This is a genomic window from Streptomyces sp. NPDC059166, assembly GCF_042755185.1.
GTDB lineage: Bacteria > Actinomycetota > Actinomycetes > Streptomycetales > Streptomycetaceae > Streptomyces.
The window spans coordinates 35,170-55,511 of sequence record NZ_JBHZCI010000018.1 but is presented as its reverse complement, the minus strand read 5'-3'; the positions used below and the strand labels follow the sequence as shown (position 1 = coordinate 55,511).

Genomic DNA, 20,342 nt, shown 5'->3' with positions numbered 1-20,342 from the left:
GGACGGCCGGCCCCGGGACGGGCCCTCACGGCGGTCCGGGACGCGGCGGGACGGCGGGGCTGGGGCCCGGCGGGGCGGGCCGGCGGCGGGCTCGTGGCACCGCAGACCGGAGCGCGGGGCGCGGTAGGGCCCGGGGCGCGGTAGGGCCCGGGGCGCGGTAGGGCGCGGTCGCCTCAGACGAAGCTGTCGACGACGAGCAGCAGCGTCGGCACGAGTGTCAGGAGGACGCCCCCCGGCCAGTACAGACGCGGGGCGAGCCCCGCCCTGCGGCACACCGGGTCGTTGGCGAGCCACCAGATCCCCGCGAACACCGCCACCACCGGCACGACGATCACCAGCCACAGCAGCATGCCGTCGTTCTCCGTCGGTTCCCGCAGCGTCCACCCCATTTCCGCGAACGGGCCGTTCGCGAGGACGTACCAGACCAGCCAGACCGGTACGACCCCCGGCACACCGAGCGCCAGGTTGACCCCCAGGGCGGTCAGCCGCCATCCCCAGGTGCACCGTCCCGTGTCCCCCGCAACGGCTTCGGCGCTCATCGGGCGGGCGCCTCCGTCGGGTTGCCGCCGGCTGTCAGCTTCTGCCGCGGGCACCCGCTCAGCACCTTTTTCATGGCGTCCAGCTCGGCAGACGTCACCCACAGGCCGTACTTCTTCTTCACGGAGACCTGCCCGGCGACGTAGTCGCACCGGTAGTCCTTGTTGGGCGGCAGCCAGGTCGCGGTGTCCCCGTCGCCCTTGCGGCGGTTGGTGGACGAGTCGGCGGCCACGAGATTCAGCGGATCGTTGGCGAAAGCCCGCCTCTTGCCGTCGCTCCACTGCTGCGCGCCCTTCTGCCAGGCGTCGGACAGGGCGACGAGGTGGTCTATGTCCACCTTGCTGTGGCCGCGTTCGAACGTGATGCGGGTGCCGGTGTAGGGGTCGGGGTCCAGCACACCGCTGAGGACCTTGCAGCCGTCGGAGTCCCGCGAGACGTCCTCGAGCTGCTCGGCCAGCACGTCGTCACGGGTGCCGCACCCGTTGTGGTCCGTGTCGGCCCAGGCGGACCCGAACTCGTCCCGGTCGTAACCGGTCTTCGGGGCCCGGCCCTTGACCGTGAGCCCCTCCGCCGCCTTGAGCGCGCTGCCCGCAGGAGCGGGAGCCGCCGCACCCGAGGACTGCCCCGGGTCGGGCAGGTCGTCGAGCCCTTCGCACCCGGTCAGGGCCAGGGCTCCGGCGAGGGCCGCGGTCGCGAGAGCGGTGAAGCGGAATCGGGGGCTTGCGGTATGAGGAGGCGTCACAGCCGACCAGGTTAGGCGCCGCACGGCTCTCACGTCACGGGGGTGGCGGAGCTCCGGTGCTCCGCCACCCCGGCCGCCCCTCACACCTTGCCGATGCCCAGCGTCGTCTCGGACGGCAGCAGTCCCGAGCCGATGACCTCCAGCCAGACCTCACCCAGCAGCTCCACGAGCCGCTCCCGGTCCGCGTCGCCCAGCACCGACCAGGGGGCGGCCGCACTCTCGTCCGTGCGGCGCTCCACCTCGGCGCGCAGCGCACGGCCGGCGACCGTCGCGGAACCGTCCGGCCCCACCAGGCCGCGCTCCTCCAGGCGGCCCCGGGCCGCCTCCCACTCGTCGGCGGTCCAGCCCCGGCTCTCGAACACCTGGGGCCGCGCGGCGCCGACGGCGGCGAAGGAGACCAGGGACTCGACGGGGTCGAGCCCCGCCTCCACGAGTGCGGCGACGTGGCCGTCCCCCCGGTGCTCCCGCAGGACCGTCGCGGCCTGCCACAGCGCCAGGTGCGGGGCCTCGGGACGGGCGAGGGCCGCGTTGGCCGCGGCGAGCGGGCGTCCTGTCACGTCAGCGGCCTCCGCCACCCGCCACGCGAGCGCCGAGGCCTCCGCGAACCCCTCACCTCCCACGCCATCACCGAGCAGGGCGCGGTACGCCCGGTCGACCGCCCTCGTCCTGGCCTCCAGCACCGCGTCCGGCGCGGCGACGGACCAGACCGCCGGGACGTACCGCCCGACCATCGCGGGACTGAAACTGTGGAACGTGGAAGCCACCCGGTCCGCGCCCGCCTCCCCCAGCGGCGCGGCCCGCCAGGCGAAGTAGCTCGGCCAGCGCTCGTCGGTCGCGTATCCGAGCGCGGCGGCCTCCTCGAAGCTCTCCGGCGCGTAGTAGACGAGGGCGTGCAGCGGCTCCAGCAGATGCCACATCCTGCGTACGAATCCCAGCTCGTCGGACATGCCGGCCTCCAGCTCCTCAGCCCATCTTGTCAGTGACTAGATTCCCAGAATGCGCCCCACTCACGAACTTGTCAATGACTAGATTGGGCGTACGGTATGCCCCATGACCAGTGAGCGCACCTACCACCACGGCGACCTGCGGAGGGCGGTCCTCACCGCCGCCCTCGACGCGATCGCACAGTCGGGACCCGACGCCCTGTCCCTGCGCGACCTGGCGCGCAGGGCCGGCGTCTCGCACGCCGCACCGGCCCACCACTTCAAGGACCGGACGGGGCTGCTCACCGCCGTCGCCGCGGAGGGCTTCGCCCTCTTCGCCGACGCGCTGTCCCAGGCCCCGGACCTACGGGAGCGAGGCGTCGCCTACGTACGCTTCGCGGCCGGGCACCCCGCCCACTTCCAGGTGATGTTCCGGCCCGAACTCCTGCGCGCCGACGACCCGGACCTCCTCACCGCGAAGGCCCGCGCGACCGCCGCACTGCGTGCCGGGGTCAGCGACCTGCCGGGGGCGGCCCGGGGCGAGGACGAACGCCTCGCCGGCATCGCGGCCTGGTCCCTCGCCCACGGCTTCGCGACGCTCCTGCTCAGCGGCAACCTGACGGACCCGGTCGGCGGCCGGGACCCCGGCGAGGTGTTCCGCGCCCTCGCCGGACTCCTCTTCGACCCGTCCGCGGAGCCCGGACCGCCTACGACCCCAGGATCGTCGTGAGGAACTCGCCCGTCCACGCGAGGAGTTCGCGCCCCACCACCGGCTTCCCACCGATCCGCCCCGCCGTCGGGCGGGGCACCAGGATCTGCTGGGCGGTCTGCTTGATGACGGTCTTCGGGTGGAGGCGCTTGAGCCGCAGCTCCTGCGACTCCCTCAACTCCACCGGCGCGAAGCGGATGTTCGGGCCCTGCAGCACGATCTCGCCCACCCCGCAGGCCCGGGCCAGCATCCGCAGCCCCGCCACCAGCAGGAGGTTCTCCACCGGCTCGGGCAGCTTGCCGTACCGGTCGGTGAGCTCCTCGCGCACCGCCCGGATGTCGTCCTCGGAGTTCGCCGCCGCGATCGCCCGGTAGGCCTGCAGACGCAGCCGCTCGCCCGGGGCGTAGTCGTGCGGGACGTGCGCGTCGACGGGGAGCTCGATCTTCACCTCCAGCGGCGGTTCCTCCTCCACCCCGCCGTCCACCGCGGCCCGGTAGTCCGCGACCGCCTCACCGACCATCCGGATGTACAGGTCGAAGCCGACCCCCGCGATATGACCGGACTGCTCACCGCCGAGCAGGTTCCCCGCGCCGCGGATCTCCAGGTCCTTCATCGCCACGTACATGCCCGCACCCATCTCGGTGTGCTGGGCGATCGTCGCGAGGCGCTCGTGCGCGGTCTCCGTCAGCGGCTTCTCCGGCGGGTACAGGAAGTAGGAGTACCCACGGTCGCGGCCGCGCCCGACCCGGCCGCGCAGCTGGTGCAGCTGGGACAGGCCGAAGTTGTCACCGCGCTCCACGATCAGCGTGTTCGCGTTCGAGATGTCGATACCGGACTCGACGATCGTCGTGGAGACGAGCACGTCGAACCGCTTCTCCCAGAAGTCCACGACGACCTGCTCCAGCTGGCTCTCACCCATCTGCCCGTGCGCCGTCGCGATCCGCGCCTCCGGCACGATCTCGCGCAGCCTGGCCGCCGCCCGGTCGATCGACTCGACCCGGTTGTGGATGTAGAACACCTGGCCCTCACGCAGGAGTTCACGGCGTACGGCCGCGCCGATCTGCTTCTCCTCGTACGGCCCGACGAAGGTGAGGACGGGGTGCCGCTCCTCCGGGGGCGTCGTGATCGTCGACATCTCGCGGATGCCCGTGACGGCCATCTCGAGCGTACGGGGGATGGGGGTCGCCGACATGGTCAGCACGTCCACGTTGGCCCGCAGCTTCTTCAGCTGCTCCTTGTGCTCCACACCGAAGCGCTGCTCCTCGTCGACGATGACCAGGCCCAGGTCCTTGAACTTCGTCTCCGACGAGAACAGCCGGTGCGTGCCGATGACCAGGTCGACCGAGCCGTCCTTGAGCCCCTCCAGCGTCGCCTTCGACTCGGTGTCGGACTGGAAGCGGCTCAACGCCCGCACGTTGACGGGGAACTGCGCGTACCGCTCGGTGAAGGTGCCGTAGTGCTGCTGCACCAGCAGCGTCGTGGGCACCAGTACGGCCACCTGCTTGCCGTCCTGGACCGCCTTGAAGGCGGCGCGCACCGCGATCTCCGTCTTGCCGTAGCCGACGTCGCCGCAGATCAGCCGGTCCATCGGGACGGACTTCTCCATGTCCTCCTTGACCTCGGCGATCGTGGACAGCTGATCGGGGGTCTCCGCGTACGGGAAGGCGTCCTCCAGCTCGCGCTGCCAGGGCGTGTCCGGGCCGAAGGCGTGCCCGGGGGCGGCCATCCGTGCCGAGTACAGCTTGATCAGGTCGGCGGCGATCTCCTTGACCGCCTTCTTCGCGCGCTGCTTCGTCTTCGTCCAGTCCGCGCCGCCGAGCCGGTGCAGGGTGGGCGCCTCACCGCCGACGTACTTGGTGACCTGTTCCAGCTGGTCGGTCGGGATGTACAGCCGGTCCCCGGGCTGGCCGCGCTTGGCGGGGGCGTACTCGACGAGGAGGTACTCCCGCGTCGCGCCCTGCACCGCGCGCTGCACCATCTCGATGTAGCGGCCCACGCCGTGCTGCTCGTGGACGATGTAGTCGCCGGCCTGCAGGGTCAGCGGGTCGACGGACTTGCGGCGGCGGGCCGGCATCCGCCCCAGGTCCTTGCTGGCGGTGCGCTGCCCCGTCAGGTCCGTCTCGGTCAGCACGGCCAGCTTCAGGGCCGGATCGACGAAGCCGTTGTCGATCGCGCCGCACGAGACGTGCACGAGCGACGGGGTGATCTCGGCCAGGTCCTGGTCGAGACGGGCGGCGATGCCCTCTCCCCCCAGGACCTCCACGGTGCGGGAGGCGGGCCCCTGGCCCTCGGTCACGTAGACCGTGCGCCAGCCGTCGGCCAGCCATCCCTTGGTGTCGGCGAGCGCCCGCGCGGTGTCCCCGCGGTACGTCTCCGGGGCGCGCATCCCGAGCTTGAGGGTGTCCTCGGCGATCTCCTCGTCGGCGGCGAAGGGCGCCACCGACCACCACATCATGCCCAGCTCGCGGGCCCGGTCGCGGACGTCGGCGATACCCCACAGGGAGGCCGCGCCCACGTCGATCGGAGCCTCGCCACCGCCCGCGGTGGCCGCCCAGGACGCCTGGAGGAACTCCTGGCTGGTCGCGACGAGGTCCGCGGCCCTGGTGCGGACCCGCTCGGGGTCGCAGACCACCGCCATCGAACCCTCCGGCAGGACGTCGAGCAGCAGCTCCATCTCGTCGACGAGGACGGGGGCCAGCGACTCCATGCCCTCGACCGCGATGCCCTCCGCGATCTTCCCGAGCAGCTCACCCAGCTCGGGGTGCCGCTCCGCGAGGGCCGCCGCCCGCTCCCGGACCTCGTCGGTGAGCAGCAGCTCACGGCAGGGCGGGGCCCACAGCCCGTGCTCGGCGACCTCCAGGGACCGCTGGTCCGCGATCTTGAAGTAGCGGATCTCCTCGACGTCGTCGCCCCAGAACTCCACCCGGATCGGGTGCTCCTCGGTCGGCGGGAAGACGTCGAGGATGCCGCCGCGCACGGCGAACTCACCACGCTTCTCGACCAGCTCGACCCGGGCGTACGCGGCCGCCGCGAGGGCGTCGACCACCTCACCCAGGTCCGCCGTCCGCCCGCTGCTCAGAGAGACCGGCTCCAGGTCGCCGAGCCCCTTGACCTGGGGCTGGAGCACGGACCGTACGGGGGCGACGACCACCTGGACCGGTCCGGTCTCCGGGTCGTCCTGCCGGGGGTGCGCGAGCCTGCGCAGCACCGCGAGACGCCGTCCGACGGTGTCCGAGCGGGGTGAGAGCCGCTCGTGGGGCAGGGTCTCCCAGGAGGGGAACTCCGCCACGGTGTCCGGGGGCAGCAGGGTCCGCAGGGCGGCCGCCAGATCCTCGGCCTCACGGCCGGTCGCGGTGACGGCGAGCACGGTACGCCCCGCGTCGCGGGCCAGCGCCGCCACGGCGAAGGGACGGGCGGCGGGCGGGCCGACCAGGTCCACGTGGGCCCGGTGGCCGTCGGACGCGGCCTTCACCGCTTCGGAGAGCGCCGGGTCGGTGACGACGACGTCCAGCAGACCGTGCAGGCTCATGAAGGGATTCCGTCCGGTGTGGCGAGTGAGCAACGCGAAGGGCCCGACACGTGGAACGGGCCGGGGTGTCCAGAGTACGACGCCGGTGTGTCACCCGCGCGAGGGAACGCCGTTGTCCGGACGGCCGCACCGGAGCTAGCCTTAGTCTGCTAGCTAGTCCGCCTTGGCCCTGTGAGGCAGTCATGGCAGCAGCCCGGCAGTACAACGTGCATGAGGCCAAGACTCACTTTTCGCGCATACTGCAGCAGGTCGAGACCGGTGAGGAAGTCGTGATCAGCCGGGCGGGCGAGCCCATCGCCAAGGTCGTGCCGCTGCGGTCCAAGGTCAACCGCACCGACTACGGCGCACTCAGGGGCCAGATCCACATCCCTGAAGACTTCGACGAGCTCCCCGACGACATCGCCGAAGCATTCGGGATGCGTGGATGAGGATCCTCCTCGACACACACGTCGTCCTGTGGTGGCTCAACGCCTCACCCGAGCTTCCCGAGGACACCAGGGAGCTGCTGCGCACGGAGTCCGACGTCTTCGTCAGCGCTGCCACGCCTTGGGAGATCGCGATCAAGCAGAGTCTCGGAAGGCTGGAGGGCTCCCCGTACCTCGCCGAGCGGGCCAGAGACATGCAGTTCAGGCCTCTTCCGATCACCGCCGAGCACGGCGTCGAGGCCGGCCGCCTCCCCCCGCTCCACCGTGACCCCTTCGACCGCGTCCTCGTCGCCCAGGCAAGGACCGAGGGGCTGACGATCGTCACCCGGGACAAGTGGATCCCCCAGTACGACGTACCCGTCCTGTCCGTCTGAAGGCCGCCACACGAACCGGCCCCGGGGTGTTTGGAGGAACACCCCGGGGCCGGATCCGTCATCCTACGTCCGCCACCATCACCCGTCCGTGGCGATCGCGTTGAGGACGTTCATCCTGCCCGCCCGGAACGCCGGGACCAGGGCGGCGAACAGTCCGACGAAGGCCGAGGCGGCGAACACGGTGAGGATCGTCGGCCACGGGATCTCCAGGACCTGGAGTCCCTCCAGCGCCAGCAGCTTCTGCGCGGAGGTGCCCCAGCCCATGCCCAGGCCGAGGCCGAGCAGCGCACCGAACAGGGCGATGACCACGGACTCCAGCCGGATCATGCGCCGCAGCTGGCGGCGGGAGAGCCCGATGGCCCGCATGAGCCCGATCTCACGGGTCCGCTCGACCACCGAGAGGGCCAGGGTGTTCACCACGCCGAGCACCGCGACGATGATCGCCAGGGCGAGCAGGCCATAGACGATGTTCAGCAGCTGGCCGATCTGGTCCTTCAGGTCCTCCTTGAAGTCGGCCTGGTTCTGCACCTTGTACTGGGGGTACGCCGCGAGCGCGTCCTTGAGGGCGGCGTAGGTGTCCTTCTCCTGACCGTCCTTCGCCGAGGCGAACATCAGCATGTTCTGCGGCATGCGGTCCTCGGTGACGTACTTCCGCGCGGTCCCGGTGGAGAGGTACAGGGCGCCCTGGTCCACGTTGGTGTCGTCGGAGGTGATCGCGGCGACCTTCAGCTTCGCGGTCCGCCCGGCCTCGAAGGCGACGGCGATCTCGTCACCGACCTCGATGCCGTGCCGCGCGGCGTAGTCCGTACCGACCGACATGGCGTCCGCGCCGTACGCCTTGCCGAGGTCCCCGGCGACGGTCTCGCGCCGGAGGTCCTTCGGGTAGGTCGGGTCGGCCGCGGTGACGTGCTGGTCGGCGACCGAGCCGTCGGGGTTGGTGAGCTTCGCGGCCAGCATCCGGTAGTGGGTGACGTACTCGACGCCCGGGGTCTTCTCGATCGCGGCCGCGGCCTGCGGGACGATCAGCTGACCGCTCCCCGACTGGACGATGAAGTCGGTGCCCACCGACTTGTCCAGCTCCTCGGTGGCCGACGCGACCATCGACGACCCGACGACCGAGAGGCACGCCACCAGGGCGAGGCCGATCATCAGCGCGGCGCCGGTCGCCCCGGTACGCCGGGGGTTGCGCAGCGCGTTGCGCTCCGCGAGCCGTCCCACGGGACCGAACAGGCGCAGCACGATCGCGCCGAGGACCCGTACGACCACACCGGCCAGCAGCGGGCCGACCACGATGAAGCCGACGAGCGTGAGGACCACGCCCAGGCCGAGGTAGAGGGACCCCTCGCTCGCCTCGTCCACCCGGGTCGTCACCCACAGGCACGCGGCGCCCGCACCGGTGAGGACCAGGCCGGTCACCGCCCTGACCCAGCCGGACCGGGTGTCCGCCGGGGTGCCCGCGTCGCGCAGGGCGGCCATCGGCGAGACCTTCCCGGCGCGCCGGGCCGGGACGTACGCGGCGAGGACGGTGACGACGATGCCGAGCGCCAGCCCGGTCACCGGGGTCGTCCAGGCGACGGTGAGGTCGCGGGTGGAGAGCTCCATGCCCATCGCGCCCATGAGCTTCATGAGGCCCACGGCGAGGCCGATGCCGGCGGCCACGCCCAGGACGGAACCGACGATGCCGAGGAGGACCGCCTCGACGAGCACCGACCGGTTGACCTGCTTGCGGCTGGAGCCGATGGCCCGCATCAGGCCGATCTCGCGGGTGCGCTGGGCCACCAGCATCGAGAAGGTGTTGACGATCAGGAAGATGCCGACGAGGAAGGCGATCCCGGCGAAGCCGAGCATCGCGTACTTCATGACGTCCAGGAAGGAGCCCATGGAGTCCTTGTTGGCATCCGCCGACTCCTGCTGGGTCTGCAGCTTGTACGCGCCCGTGCCGCCCAGTGCGGCGGCGACGTTCCGCTTCAGCTGTCCGTCGCTGACGCCGGGTTCGGCGGTGACCGAGATCTGGGTGAAGACGTCGGGGGCGCCCAGCAGCTTGCGCTGCGCGGTGGCGGTGTCGAGGTAGACGACGGCCGCACCGGGGTTGGTCACGGTGAACGTGGCGATGCCGGTGATCCTTGCCCGGACGTCACCGGTGACCGTGACCGTGCGGAGCTCGTCGCCGATCTTCAGGTGGTGCTTCTCGGCGGTGTCGGCGTCGACCATGATCTCGGTCGGCCCGCGCGGGGCGTGTCCGGAGGTGATCTCCATGGACCGCAGGTCGTTGTCGGTCCAGTTGCCGGCGATGGTCGGGGCGCCGGTCTCCGATCCCATGTTGGTGTTGTGGGCGTCGACGACGGTGACGGACATGCTCATCACGCCGCCCTCGGCCTTCTTCACCCCGTCCACGGCGGCGACCTGGTCGACGAGGGACGCGGGGAGTGCCGCGGGCCGGCCGTTCTCCGGCAGGTCGTCGGCCTCCTTCGCCGCCTTCGGGCTCACCGTGACATCGGCGGACGAGGCCGCGAAGAGCTTGTCGAAGGTGGTGTTCATGGTGTCGGTGAAGACGAGCGTGCCGCAGACGAAGGCGACCGACAGCAGGACGGCGACGGCGGAGAGCGCCATCCGGCCCTTGTGCGCGAGGAAGTTGCGTCTCGAGGTCTTCCAGACGGTCATGACGTCCGCCCGCGTGCGTCGAAGTCCTTCATCCGGTCCAGGACCTGCTCGGCGGTCGGGTTCTTCATCTCGTCGACGATCGAGCCGTCGGCGAGGTAGAGGACACGGTCCGCGTAGGAGGCCGCCACCGGGTCGTGGGTGACCATGACGATGGTCTGGCCGAGCTCGTCGACGGACCTGCGGAGGAAGGACAGCACCTCGGCGCCGGCCCGCGAGTCCAGGTTCCCGGTGGGCTCGTCACCGAAGATGATCTCGGGCTTCGCGGCGAGCGCCCTGGCCACCGCGACACGCTGCTGCTGACCGCCGGAGAGCTGGGTCGGCCGGTGCTTCAGCCGCTCGGCGAGGCCGACCGTCTCCACGACCTGCCGCAGCCATTCCGCGTCGGGCCTGCGGCCCGCGATGTCCATCGGCAGGGTGATGTTCTCGATGGCGTTGAGCGTCGGGAGCAGGTTGAACGCCTGGAAGATGAAGCCGATCCGGTCACGGCGCAGCTGGGTGAGCTTCTTGTCCTTGAGGCCGGTGATCTCGGTGTCGGCGAGGTGGATCCGCCCCGACGTCACCGTGTCCAGGCCGGCCAGGCAGTGCATCAGGGTCGACTTGCCGGACCCGGACGGACCCATGATCGCCGTGAACTGCCCGCGGGCGATGTCCACGTCGACGTGGTCGAGCGCCACGACCCGGGTCTCCCCCGACCCGTACGCCTTGACGACCTGACGCGCCCGCGCAGCGACGGCCGTGTGCCCTCCGGTGTCCCCTTGCACGGGGGTGGTTACAGCCGTTGTCACGGTTTTTCTCCTATGTCGGTTCTTCTGCGGACGTCACTGCGCACGTTCTGAGTCTGGGTGCGAGGGGGGTCCGGCGCGCTGGTGCACGGCACCGTTTCCGACGGGGGGTTTTCCCCACCGCTCCCCCTGCGGCGGGCCGCATCGGCGCTGTAGGAACAAGGTAAGGAGCGGGACCGGCTCCTCACGTCCTCCGGCGGGAGGAACGGCCCCCGGTCCGCAGTGCGGAGCTTCCCCTAAGGGGCCGCGCCGACGGGATGGGACCTGGGAAGGGCGTCCGCCCGGCACCGGCCCGGCGTCTCACTCCTCGGCTCGGGACTGCCCCGCGGGTACGGCCGGTGAGACAGTGTCACCCCGGAGATAGATGCATAGGGAAGGAACCCTCTGTGGGCGGCACGGAGAGCGTCGGCGGCACGGACAGTCCGGAAGCGTTGCGCGGTCAGCTCCCGCCCCGGACGGCGAAGGAGACCGACCGGGCCCGCCGGCCGGTCGTGGCGGCGCTGATGCTCGGCATGGGACTCGCCGCCATCGACGGCACCATCGTCGCGACCGCCGTCCCGCAGATCGTGGGAGACCTCGGCGGGTTCTCCGTCTTCTCCTGGCTGTTCTCCGGCTACCTGCTCGCCGTGACCGTCACCCTGCCGGTGTACGGGAAGCTCTCGGACACCTTCGGCCGCAAACCCGTACTCGTCGCCGGGATCGTCCTCTTCCTGACCGGCTCGGTGCTCTGCGCCGCCGCCTGGAACATGGCGGCCCTGATCGCCTTCCGCGTCGTCCAGGGTCTCGGCGGCGGCGCCCTCCAGGGCACGGTGCAGACCATCGCCGCGGACCTGTACCCGCTGAAGGAACGCCCCAGGATCCAGGCGAAGCTGTCCACCGTCTGGGCCACCTCGTCCGTGGCCGGCCCCGCGCTCGGCGGACTGCTGGCCGCGTACGCCGACTGGCGGTGGATCTTCCTCGTCAACCTGCCGATCGGCGCCGTCGCCCTCTGGCTGGTGGTCCGCCACCTCCACGAACCCGCCCGGCCCCGCCCCGCGACCCGCCCCCGCGTCGACTGGGCGGGCGCCCTCGCCGTCTTCGCGACCGGGGCCCTCCTGCTGACCGCCCTCGTCCAGGGCGGCGTCGCCTGGCCCTGGCTCTCGGCGCCCTCGCTCGGGCTGCTGGCGGCGACCGCCGCGCTGGCCGCCCTCACCGTCGTCATCGAGCGGCGGGCCGCCGAGCCGGTGATCCCGGGCTGGGTCTGGCGCCGCCGCACCATCGCCTCGGTCAACCTCGCACTCGGCGCCATGGGACTCCTCATGGTCGCGCCGACCGTGTTCCTGCCGACCTACGCCCAGTCGGTCCTCGGACTCGGCCCGATCGCCGCCGGGTTCGTACTGTCGGCGATGACCCTGAGCTGGCCCGTCGCCGCCGCCTTCTCCGACCGCGCCTACAACCGCATCGGCTTCCGCCGCACCGCCATCGTCGGCATGTCCGGGGCGCTGCTGGTCCTGCTCTGCTTCCAGCTGCTGCCCTTCCCCGGCGCCGCATGGCACCCCGCACTGCTCATGCTGCTGCTCGGGGCGGCGCTCGGGCTCTTCCAGCTCCCGCTGATCGTCGGCGTCCAGTCGACCGTCGGCTGGGCCGAGCGGGGCACGACGACGGCTTCGGTCCTCTTCTGCCGCCAGGTCGGCCAGAGCCTGGGCGCCGCGCTCTTCGGGGCCGTCGCCAACGGCGCGCTCGCCTCCCGGCTGGCCGACGCTCCGGTGTCCGGGCTGCCCGGCGACCTGGACGCGGTCTCACACGCCCTGGAGGACACGGCGACCCTCTCCGCCGCGGCGACGGACTACCTGCGGCGGTCCGTGGACACCGCCGTGGACCATGTGTTCGCGGGCGCCGCCGGAGCGGCCGCGCTGGCCCTGCTGGTACTCGTCATCCTGGCGCCGAGACGCTTCCCGGTCCTCGACGAGCACGAGAACTCCGCCCGCACCGCGCGCGACTCCGCAGCCCCCGCCGACTGACCTCTCACCCGGCACGGCTCACCCACCGTCCCCGCTCCCGCGACACCCGCCGAGGGCCCCGGGACAGCCACCGCGCCCGCACACCCCCGCCGTCGGCGCACCCGCCGTGACGCCCGGCACCACGCCCCGGCACCGGCCACCCCGGCCTACGCGGGCGGCACCGACCGCCGGCGGCACCACCCGCCACCGAGCCCAGGACACCCCGGCCCGGCGCACCACCCGGCGTACCACCAGCCGCACCCGGCCAGCCCCGTGGCCGGTCCGCAGCGCCCCGGGACCGCGATCACACCCCGGGACCCGGTCAGTCCCGCACGGACCCCGACACCGCGCGCCCCGTCAGCGCCGCCAGGGAATTGCGCACATGCGTCATGTGCGCGTGCAGCTCCTCACGGGCCTCCTCGTGCTCCCGGAGGATCCGCTCGGTCTCCCGCTCCACACGCTCCTCGGCCACCCTCGCCCCCGAGATCAGCTCCTCCGCCCGCGCCCGGGCATCCTCCTGCTCGTGCCGCGCGGCCTCCTCCGCCTCCGCGAGCTCCTTACGCGCCGCCGCGAGCAGATCCTCCCCACGAGACGTCAGCCCCGCCTCACGCTCCGCCGCCGCGGACTCCGCCCCCGCGATCTCCGCCTCCGCCGCCTTTCCCCGCTCGGCGTGCTCCTGCTCCTGATGGGCCAGCACACCCGCCGTACGACGACGCGTCTCCTCCATCTCCGCCTCCGCGGCCCCCCGCACCTCGCCGGACTCACGGCGCGCCAGCGCCACCAGCGCCCCCGCCTCGTCCCGCGCCCCGGCCAGGGTGTCCTCGGCGCGGGCGTCCGCCTCCGAGCGCGCGGCCGCCGCCCGCTCACGCGCCACCTCACGGACCTCCCGGCCCGCCGCGTCAGCCGCGTCCCGCAGCCCCTGCGCCTCCTCCGACGCCGCACCCCCGACGGCCTCCGCCTCGGCCTCGGCCAGCGCCAGGATCCGCTGCGCCCGCTCACCCAGCGAGCTGTACGTCTGCGGAGCGAGCGACGCCACCACCTCACGCAGCCGCGCCGACTCCGCCGCCAGCTCCTCCGCCAGCGCCGTCAGCCGCGAGATCCGCTCCAGGGCCCCGTCCCGCTCCGCCTCCAGCGAGGAGAACGCCCGGTCCACCTGCTCAGGGCGGTAGCCACGCCCCCGTACGCCGACGAAACCGTGCGCGGACACCGGTCCACCACTCATCCCTGAAGCCCTCTTTCCCGCTCTCCGACTCCCCGACCAACCAGCAATACGTCAAGGATGCGGTAATTGGCCCGGAAGTCGGAATCGATCAGCTGCATTCAGGACGGAAGCGATCCGCGTCACAGGGCGACACGCAAAAGGCGCCCACCCTCACAAAGAGGGCGAGCGCCACACCTGCGACAGCTCAGAACCGGTCGCAACCGATCACAGCAGTCCGTCCCACATCTGCTCCAGCAACACCGACCACCAGCTCTCCGACGACGCCAGCGCCGCCGGATCGACCGCCGCGAGCTGCGCCTGGAAGTCGACCGTCCAACGGCCCGCCTGCTCCGGATTCAACCCGTACCGAAGCCGCCACATCCGGCCCAGCAACGCCATCGACCGCACGAACTCGGGCAGCCCCGTGTTCACGAACTGCGGCGCCACCGACCGGCCGTCCGGCCCCGCCTCCACCGGCACCGCCACGATGTTCGCCGTGCCGTACTGCACACAGATCGCACGGCCGAAGTCCGACCCCATCACCAGATACGAACCCGCGTCCGACGCGGGCTGGATCTGACGCTGCGCCGCGAGCTCCGCCAGCGTCGGCACCACCGGGTGCCCCGGCTGCGCCCAGAAGAACGGCCCGAAATCGGCGGGCAGCCCGGCCCACACCAGCGTCCGCGCGACCACCTCAGGGACACCCTGACGCGACACCGCACGCTGGTCGAACCGCAGCACACCCGGACCGAACGCCCCGTGCATCTCCTCCGCCAGCGCCTCCGGAGGCACCGGCACGGCGGGCGGCACCTGCGGCAGCGGCGCACGCACCGGAGCAGGCCGCGCCGGCCCGTCCGCCACCTGGTGCAGCTCACCCTGGTGCGTCAGCAGATGCTGCATGCCCTGCTGACGGCTCGCATGATCCGTGCCGTACGGAGCCACACTCGTGATCCGGACCTGCGGCCAGGTCTCCCGGATCATCCGCGCGCAGTAACCACCCGGCAGCTCACACGACTCCAGCTCCGTGTGCAGCTCGATGACCTGCTGCGGCGGCACGTTCATCGCACGCAACTCGTGCAGCATCTGCCACTCCGGATGCGGCGTACCAGGCGCCGAACGCCGGATCAGCTGCTGCTCACTGCCGTCGGCGGCACGGAACCGCAGCACCGCCTGGTACCCCGGACCGACCATGGGCTGCCCGGCGGGCTGCTGCGGGTACCCGTACGCACCGGGCGGAGGCGGCGGAGTGTGCGGCCCCTGCCCCCCGGGAACCCCCGGAACCCCCGGAACCCCGGGAGGACCCGGCGGCTGCGGTACGGACGGACCGACCTGCCCCGGACCCGCCAGCATCGTGGCAGCGTGGTGCACCCCACCACCCGGAGGCGGCGTGGAACCGGGCGGAGGACCGGGAGGACCGGGAGGCCCCGGAGGCGGCGTGGAACCGGGCGGCGGCGGTGGCGTGCCCCCCGGAGCACCGGGCGGACCCGGCGGACCCGGAGGACGCGGCCCGCTCGTCCCACCGAGGCTCGCGTCGGCGAACATCGTCGCCGCGTGGTGCACCCCACCACCCGGAGGCGGCGTGGAACCGGCCGGAGGACCGGGAGGACCGGGAGGCCCCGGAGGCGGCGTCGAACCGGGCGGCGGCGGTGGCGTGCCCCCCGGAGCACCAGGAGCACCGGGCGCCTGCGGCGCACCGGGCGGGCCCAGCTGGGACACCAGCTGCGTCGGAATGTAACCACCGGACGCCTCCGGCCCGGCCGGAGGCTCACCGGCCCCCGCCGGACGCGCACCCGGCACACCCGGCACACCCGGAGGCGGAGGAGTCGTCGGGCCATGACCGCGAGCACCACGGGGCGGCACGGCCGCCTTGCTCGTCGCCGCGTCCGAGATGTCCCCCGCCCCAGGAGCCCCGGCCGCAGCGGACGGAGACACAGAGGAAGGAGCCACGGCCCCCGGAGGCGGAGCAAGCGGATCCAGCCCCGGCCCCACAGCCGTCGGAGGCAGCTGACTGCCACCCGACATCAGAGCCGTCGGCGCCTCCGCCGACACCACCGGCGGAGGAGCCCCGTCATCGTCGGAACCCGAAAGGGGCGGCGCGAACACCGTCGCCGGCAGCGGCACACCCCCACCGTCACCGACACCGTTCGTATCCGTACCCGCCCAGGGAGTACCCCCGGCCGGCACCCCGTCATTCGCCGTCGGCTCGTGATCCGGCTCCCCACCGGCCGCCGGCCAGCCCGCACCACCGGCCGGCGCGGGAACAGAAGAAGAGGAAGAGGAAGAGGAAGACGCCGAAGAAGCGGGAGAGGACGGCTCGGCACCACCGGACGACCCGTCCACCCCCGCACGCCGGTCCGGAATCCCCAGCCTGTCCGCAGCCTCCTGAAGCCACTCCGGCGGAGTCAGCAGGAACGACGTCTGATTCAGATCGATACGCTCCGGCGGCTCCGGCGCGGCCGCCACATCCGCCGAAGCACCGTAGTCCTCCTCGTAACGCCGTATCACCTCACCCACCGGCAGCCCAGGCCACAACGTCGCCTCACCACTGTCCCGGGCGATCACCAACCGCTGACGGCCCCCGTCCGAGACAGGCCCCTCCGCCCGGTCCTCCGCCCACACCACGAAACCCAGCTCGAACTCACGGACCCGGACCTCACGATGCTGATACGCCGGCACATCACCGTTGATCCACTCGTCCGCACGCTCCTGCGCCTGCGCGAAGGTCACCACCGCGCTCACCCCTCCACCGGGACGGCCCGCGCGAAGCCACCGTCCACCATCAGGTTCGCCACCGTCTCCAGCTCCGGCGGATTACCCGCCAGACGCTGAAGGAAGGCATCGAAGTCCTCACCGCACGGCAGCAGAAGCCGGTCCACCCGCTCCTGCACACCCCAGCCGTCCCGATCCCGCGCGTCGTCATACGCACAGAACCACACCGACCCGGCATCCGAACCGCGCACCTTCACCGCCAGGATCCCGCCCTGCACAAAACCCACGCCCAGGAAATCCTTCGTGAAATGGTCCCGCAGACACTTGTTCACATACACAAGGTCATTCATCGCCGCCTCCTCACGAACCGTGAAGAACGGCTGGTCCACCAACAGACCCAGCTCGGCATCCAGCGCCGCACCCACCGGAGCCGACCCACCGGCCGCCTTCAGGAACGACCGGTACGCACCCGGAAGGCGATACCCCAGATCCTCCTCAACACCCAGGATCTGCTGCTCACCCACAGCCACCGACCCCTTCGGCAACCTGAAATGCGCAGGCCTCGTCTCCTGCAACGGGCGCGTCCCACGGCGATCCAGATCCACCGCAGTCGTCGCCAGACCACCGTGATGCCGCAGCAGCGCCTTCACCTCGACAGGAACCAGCTCCATCCGCCGGCCACCCGCCACGTGATGCCACGTCCAGCCATGCGGAGTCGCCACCGCGGGAATCGTGTCCCACAGCTCATGACCACTCGCAGCCAGCGCCGCGTTCGCCGACACGTAATCCGTCAACCGCAACTCGTCGACACCGAACCCCGGAGGCGGATCCGCGATCTCCGCGGCCGCACGCGCATACGGCGAAAGCACCGGATAGCCGTCCCCGTCCACGCGCACACCCCTCGGGTGACGCGACGCCCGGACCGGATCCGGGAAGTGAACGACCTGCCCGGCATAGGCCGCGTTCGGTGGCGCGGCTTGCTGCCCGAGCCGACCTGTCGTCATGGCGGTAGCCCCCTGCTGCGTCTGGTGTTCCGCACAGCCTAAGCGGTGACGCAACAGCGCCCCCCGCCCCCGCACCCCACTCACCGAACGTCACCACCGAGTGACTCACACACCACCTCCCACCCACCCCGCCGCGACACGCAGACACGTTTCACCCACCCAGCTTCCCGACCACGCTGCATATTTGGCAGGCTGTCCCCCGCAACTCGGGGGATTGCAGGGAGGGACAACAGCCACATGCACACAGCACAAACAGTGACACCCGGAGACCCGCGACTGAGCTGGAGCACCACCCAGCCCGACCACGCGCCACACCTCCACCACCGCCGCGACGGCATCCTGCCCGCCGTGGCCGCAGCCCTGTCCGTACGCGGAGAGACACTCACCTGCACCGCGGGCAAAGGAGACCAGCCACCGGTCCTCCACCCACTCGTCCAGGACTTCCTCGACACCCTCACCAGCAGCCAACGCGAACGCTTCACCGGACGCTGCCCCGAAGCCATACTCCTGTCACGCCAGCTCACCGCCGCCGACGACAGCCGCTCCAAACGCGCCCAGCGCAAACCCCTCACCAACGGCGAAGCCCGCCGCGCCCTCAAACACGCCCGCCTCACCGCCCGGCGCATCCGAGAGGACGGCGACCCGCTCCACGGCACCTACGCACCCCCCTGCCGCTCCTGCAGCGTGATGCTCGCCCACTTCGGCGTACGCCCCGTCGACCTCACCGACGGCGCGGCAACCACCGCCGAGAAGGGCTGAACCCACCACCATGCACGACCCGACCGGCCTGCCCACCCAGCACAACCGCACCACCGCCGCCCGCTTCCCCACCCCCGTCGACACCGCACTCCGCGACGCCGGATGGCAACCAGGACGCTGGGACATCCGCCAAGCCGAGGAATGGGCCGACGCCCTCCGCGCCCACACCTCCCCCGGCGGACACCGGCACGCCGTCTTCCCCGCCGCCGTCGAAGCCTGGGCCGAATTCGGCGGACTACGAATCACCGCCAACGCACCCGGCCGCCAGATCGCCACCGGCACCCTGCTCATCGACCCACTCAGCGGACTCCACCTCGCCCGCACACTCGGCGACCTCGGACGCGCCCTCGACACGGACGTCGCACCCCTCGGCGAAGAAGGCGACGGACAAGCCGTCCTCGCCATCGACAGCGAAGGCCGCGTCTACTCCATCGACCACACCGGCGACTGGTACCTCGGCTCCGACATCGACCGCGCCCTCGAAACCCTCATGACAGGCACCCAGCCCACACGCCTCACCTCGGCCTGAACACCCGGCACACCCCACACCCCGAACCCCGCCGGCACGAACCCCGCCCACAGCCCGAACCCCGCCAGGACACCCCGCTACGCCACCCCGCCGTCCGGCAACACAGCCGACACCCGGAAACCCCCCGCATCCGTCGGCCCCGACACGAAGACACCACCGAGCCCCAGCACCCGCTCCCGCATCCCCACCAGCCCGTTACCACCACTCGGCAACCCCGCGTCCGCCACCGCACCGTCCGCCGCACCGTTCTCCACCTGCATCGCCACCTCAGCACCCCGGTACGCCAACCGCACCCGCGTCCTCGCACCCGCCGCGTGCTTGTGCACGTTCGTCAACGCCTCCTGCACCACCCGGTACGCCGTCTGCTCCACCACCGGCGCATACGGACGCCGCTCCCCCTCCACCGACAACTCCACCACCATCCCGGCCTCCCGGGACTGCGCCACCAACGCCTCCACCTCGTCCAGCCGAGGCCCGTCCTCCACCGCCACAGCCGCCGCCGCGGCCGCAGCCCGCCCCACCGAAGCCAGCGGCACCCGCCCCGCCGACGGCACCACCGCCGCCTCCCCGCTCCGCAGCACCCCGAGCATCTCCCGCAACTCCGTCAGCGCCTGCCGCCCCATGTCCCCCACCAGCGCCGCGTTCCGCACCGCCTTCGCCGGATCCTTCGGAGCCACCGCCTGCAACGCCGCCGCGTGCACCACCATCAGACTCACCCGGTGGGCCACCACATCGTGCATCTCCCGCGCGATCCGCGTCCGCTCCTCCGTACGCGCCCACTCGGCCCGCTCCTCAGCCCGGTCCGCCAGCAGCGACAGCTCCCGCTCCAGCGAATCCGCACGCTCCCGCAGGCTCTCCATCAGCCTCCGCCGCGCCCCCACGTAGAGGCCGAACAGCACCGGGGGCGCAGTCAGCCCCAACGACATGAACAACGCCACCAACGGGACGTACCAGACACCGGGCCCGAAGTCCGCGTGCGCGTCCACGCTCTGCCTCAACCGGACGTACGACACGACGAGCGTGCCGACCATCGTCATCCCCGTCAGCACGACCGTGATCCGCCGCGGCACCTCGGAGGCCGCCAGCGTGTACAGACCCACGATCCCCATCAGGAAGCCCATCTCGGCCGGAGTCGTCGCGATCGACACCAGCACCACCGCGATCGGCCACCGCCTGCGCAGCACCAGAACCGACCCGGCCAGCAGCCCGAACAGCACCCCGAGCGGCACCGGCAACCCGGTGTCCCCGGCGAACTCCACCCCTTCCAGCGCACACTCCAGCGCCGAGACCAGCGCCAGCCCCACATCCAGGACGACACCACGCCGCCGCTCCCACCACCAGTAGCCGCGGGTGGTCGTTCCCGCCGCCTCCTGGTCTGCCCCCGTTGCGGTCATGGCATCCAGCGTACGGGCGGGCGCATCCCTTTTTCCGGAGACTCCATCAGCACGGAAAACAGCCGATCAAGGTGTAAACGCGGGT

16 protein-coding genes are annotated in these 20,342 nt (G+C 71.9%); 6 read left to right on the top strand and 10 right to left on the bottom strand.

Translation table 11 applies throughout. The features are described 5' to 3' along the window. Positions 1-173: 173 nt before the first annotated feature. From ACFXOA_RS15885 to ACFXOA_RS15875, 3 genes are all read right to left on the bottom strand, one after another. On the bottom strand, positions 174-539 hold the full coding sequence (locus tag ACFXOA_RS15885; RefSeq protein WP_385027658.1) for a hypothetical protein: 366 nt from the start codon (positions 537-539) through the stop codon (positions 174-176). Continuing rightward, on the bottom strand, positions 536-1,279 hold the full coding sequence (locus tag ACFXOA_RS15880; RefSeq protein ID WP_385027655.1) for an HNH endonuclease family protein: 744 nt from the start codon (positions 1,277-1,279) through the stop codon (positions 536-538). Before ACFXOA_RS15880 ends, ACFXOA_RS15885 begins: the two co-directional genes overlap by 4 nt. Positions 1,280-1,359: 80 nt before the next feature. After that, positions 1,360-2,226 (bottom strand): hypothetical protein, encoded by an 867-nt coding sequence (locus tag ACFXOA_RS15875; RefSeq protein ID WP_385027652.1) that lies wholly within the window; start codon positions 2,224-2,226, stop codon positions 1,360-1,362. 103 nt (positions 2,227-2,329) lie between these two features. Between ACFXOA_RS15875 and ACFXOA_RS15870 the strand changes: the two genes are divergently transcribed. After that, the gene (locus ACFXOA_RS15870) at positions 2,330-2,932 is read left to right on the top strand and encodes a TetR/AcrR family transcriptional regulator (protein ID WP_385027649.1); all 603 of its coding nucleotides are present in this window, start codon (positions 2,330-2,332) and stop codon (positions 2,930-2,932) included. Here ACFXOA_RS15870 and mfd read toward each other — a convergent pair. Further along, entirely contained in the window at positions 2,910-6,440 is a 3,531-nt protein-coding gene (gene mfd / locus ACFXOA_RS15865) for a transcription-repair coupling factor (protein ID WP_385027646.1), read from the bottom strand. The two genes, ACFXOA_RS15870 and mfd, sit on opposite strands and share 23 nt — an antisense overlap. A gap of 182 nt (positions 6,441-6,622) precedes the next feature. Between mfd and ACFXOA_RS15860 the strand changes: the two genes are divergently transcribed. Together ACFXOA_RS15860 and ACFXOA_RS15855 are read left to right on the top strand one after the other, a co-directional pair. Continuing rightward, positions 6,623-6,868: a type II toxin-antitoxin system Phd/YefM family antitoxin gene (locus tag ACFXOA_RS15860; RefSeq protein ID WP_267075256.1), complete on the top strand. Its 246-nt coding sequence runs from the start codon at positions 6,623-6,625 to the stop codon at positions 6,866-6,868. Further along, positions 6,865-7,239 carry a type II toxin-antitoxin system VapC family toxin gene (locus tag ACFXOA_RS15855; RefSeq protein ID WP_385027643.1) on the top strand — a complete coding sequence of 125 codons (375 nt, stop codon included), beginning with the start codon at positions 6,865-6,867 and terminating at the stop codon, positions 7,237-7,239. Before ACFXOA_RS15860 ends, ACFXOA_RS15855 begins: the two co-directional genes overlap by 4 nt. A 78-nt stretch (positions 7,240-7,317) precedes the next feature. Here the strand turns inward: ACFXOA_RS15855 and ACFXOA_RS15850 are convergent, their stop codons facing one another. After that, positions 7,318-9,900 carry an ABC transporter permease gene (locus tag ACFXOA_RS15850; protein ID WP_385027640.1) on the bottom strand — a complete coding sequence of 861 codons (2,583 nt, stop codon included), beginning with the start codon at positions 9,898-9,900 and terminating at the stop codon, positions 7,318-7,320. Further along, positions 9,897-10,685, bottom strand: coding sequence for an ABC transporter ATP-binding protein (locus ACFXOA_RS15845; protein ID WP_385027637.1), 789 nt, complete (start codon positions 10,683-10,685; stop codon positions 9,897-9,899). The genes ACFXOA_RS15850 and ACFXOA_RS15845 overlap by 4 nt, the downstream gene beginning before the upstream one ends. Before the next feature lie 383 nt (positions 10,686-11,068). On the opposite strand from ACFXOA_RS15845, the gene ACFXOA_RS15840 reads away from it, so the two are divergent. Next, positions 11,069-12,682 carry an MFS transporter gene (locus ACFXOA_RS15840; protein WP_385027634.1) on the top strand — a complete coding sequence of 538 codons (1,614 nt, stop codon included), beginning with the start codon at positions 11,069-11,071 and terminating at the stop codon, positions 12,680-12,682. A 301-nt stretch (positions 12,683-12,983) separates the two neighbouring features. On the opposite strand, the gene ACFXOA_RS15835 is transcribed toward ACFXOA_RS15840, so the two are convergent. From ACFXOA_RS15835 to ACFXOA_RS15825, 3 genes are all read right to left on the bottom strand, one after another. Continuing rightward, complete coding sequence (locus ACFXOA_RS15835; protein ID WP_385027631.1) at positions 12,984-13,883, bottom strand: cellulose-binding protein; 900 nt, start codon at positions 13,881-13,883, stop codon at positions 12,984-12,986. 204 nt (positions 13,884-14,087) lie between these two features. Further along, positions 14,088-16,601, bottom strand: a complete 2,514-nt coding sequence (locus ACFXOA_RS15830; RefSeq protein WP_385027628.1) for an SUKH-4 family immunity protein — start codon at positions 16,599-16,601, stop codon at positions 14,088-14,090. Next, positions 16,598-17,575, bottom strand: a complete 978-nt coding sequence (locus ACFXOA_RS15825) for an SMI1/KNR4 family protein (protein ID WP_385027625.1) — start codon at positions 17,573-17,575, stop codon at positions 16,598-16,600. Before ACFXOA_RS15825 ends, ACFXOA_RS15830 begins: the two co-directional genes overlap by 4 nt. Positions 17,576-17,812: 237 nt before the next feature. Between ACFXOA_RS15825 and ACFXOA_RS15820 the strand changes: the two genes are divergently transcribed. Further along, positions 17,813-18,334: a YwqJ-related putative deaminase gene (locus tag ACFXOA_RS15820; protein ID WP_385027622.1), complete on the top strand. Its 522-nt coding sequence runs from the start codon at positions 17,813-17,815 to the stop codon at positions 18,332-18,334. A gap of 10 nt (positions 18,335-18,344) precedes the next feature. Continuing rightward, the gene (locus ACFXOA_RS15815; protein ID WP_385027619.1) at positions 18,345-18,863 is read left to right on the top strand and encodes an SUKH-3 domain-containing protein; all 519 of its coding nucleotides are present in this window, start codon (positions 18,345-18,347) and stop codon (positions 18,861-18,863) included. A gap of 77 nt (positions 18,864-18,940) precedes the next feature. On the opposite strand, the gene ACFXOA_RS15810 is transcribed toward ACFXOA_RS15815, so the two are convergent. Further along, the gene (locus ACFXOA_RS15810) at positions 18,941-20,257 is read right to left on the bottom strand and encodes a sensor histidine kinase (RefSeq protein ID WP_385027616.1); all 1,317 of its coding nucleotides are present in this window, start codon (positions 20,255-20,257) and stop codon (positions 18,941-18,943) included. Between the last annotated feature and the right edge of the window lie 85 nt (positions 20,258-20,342).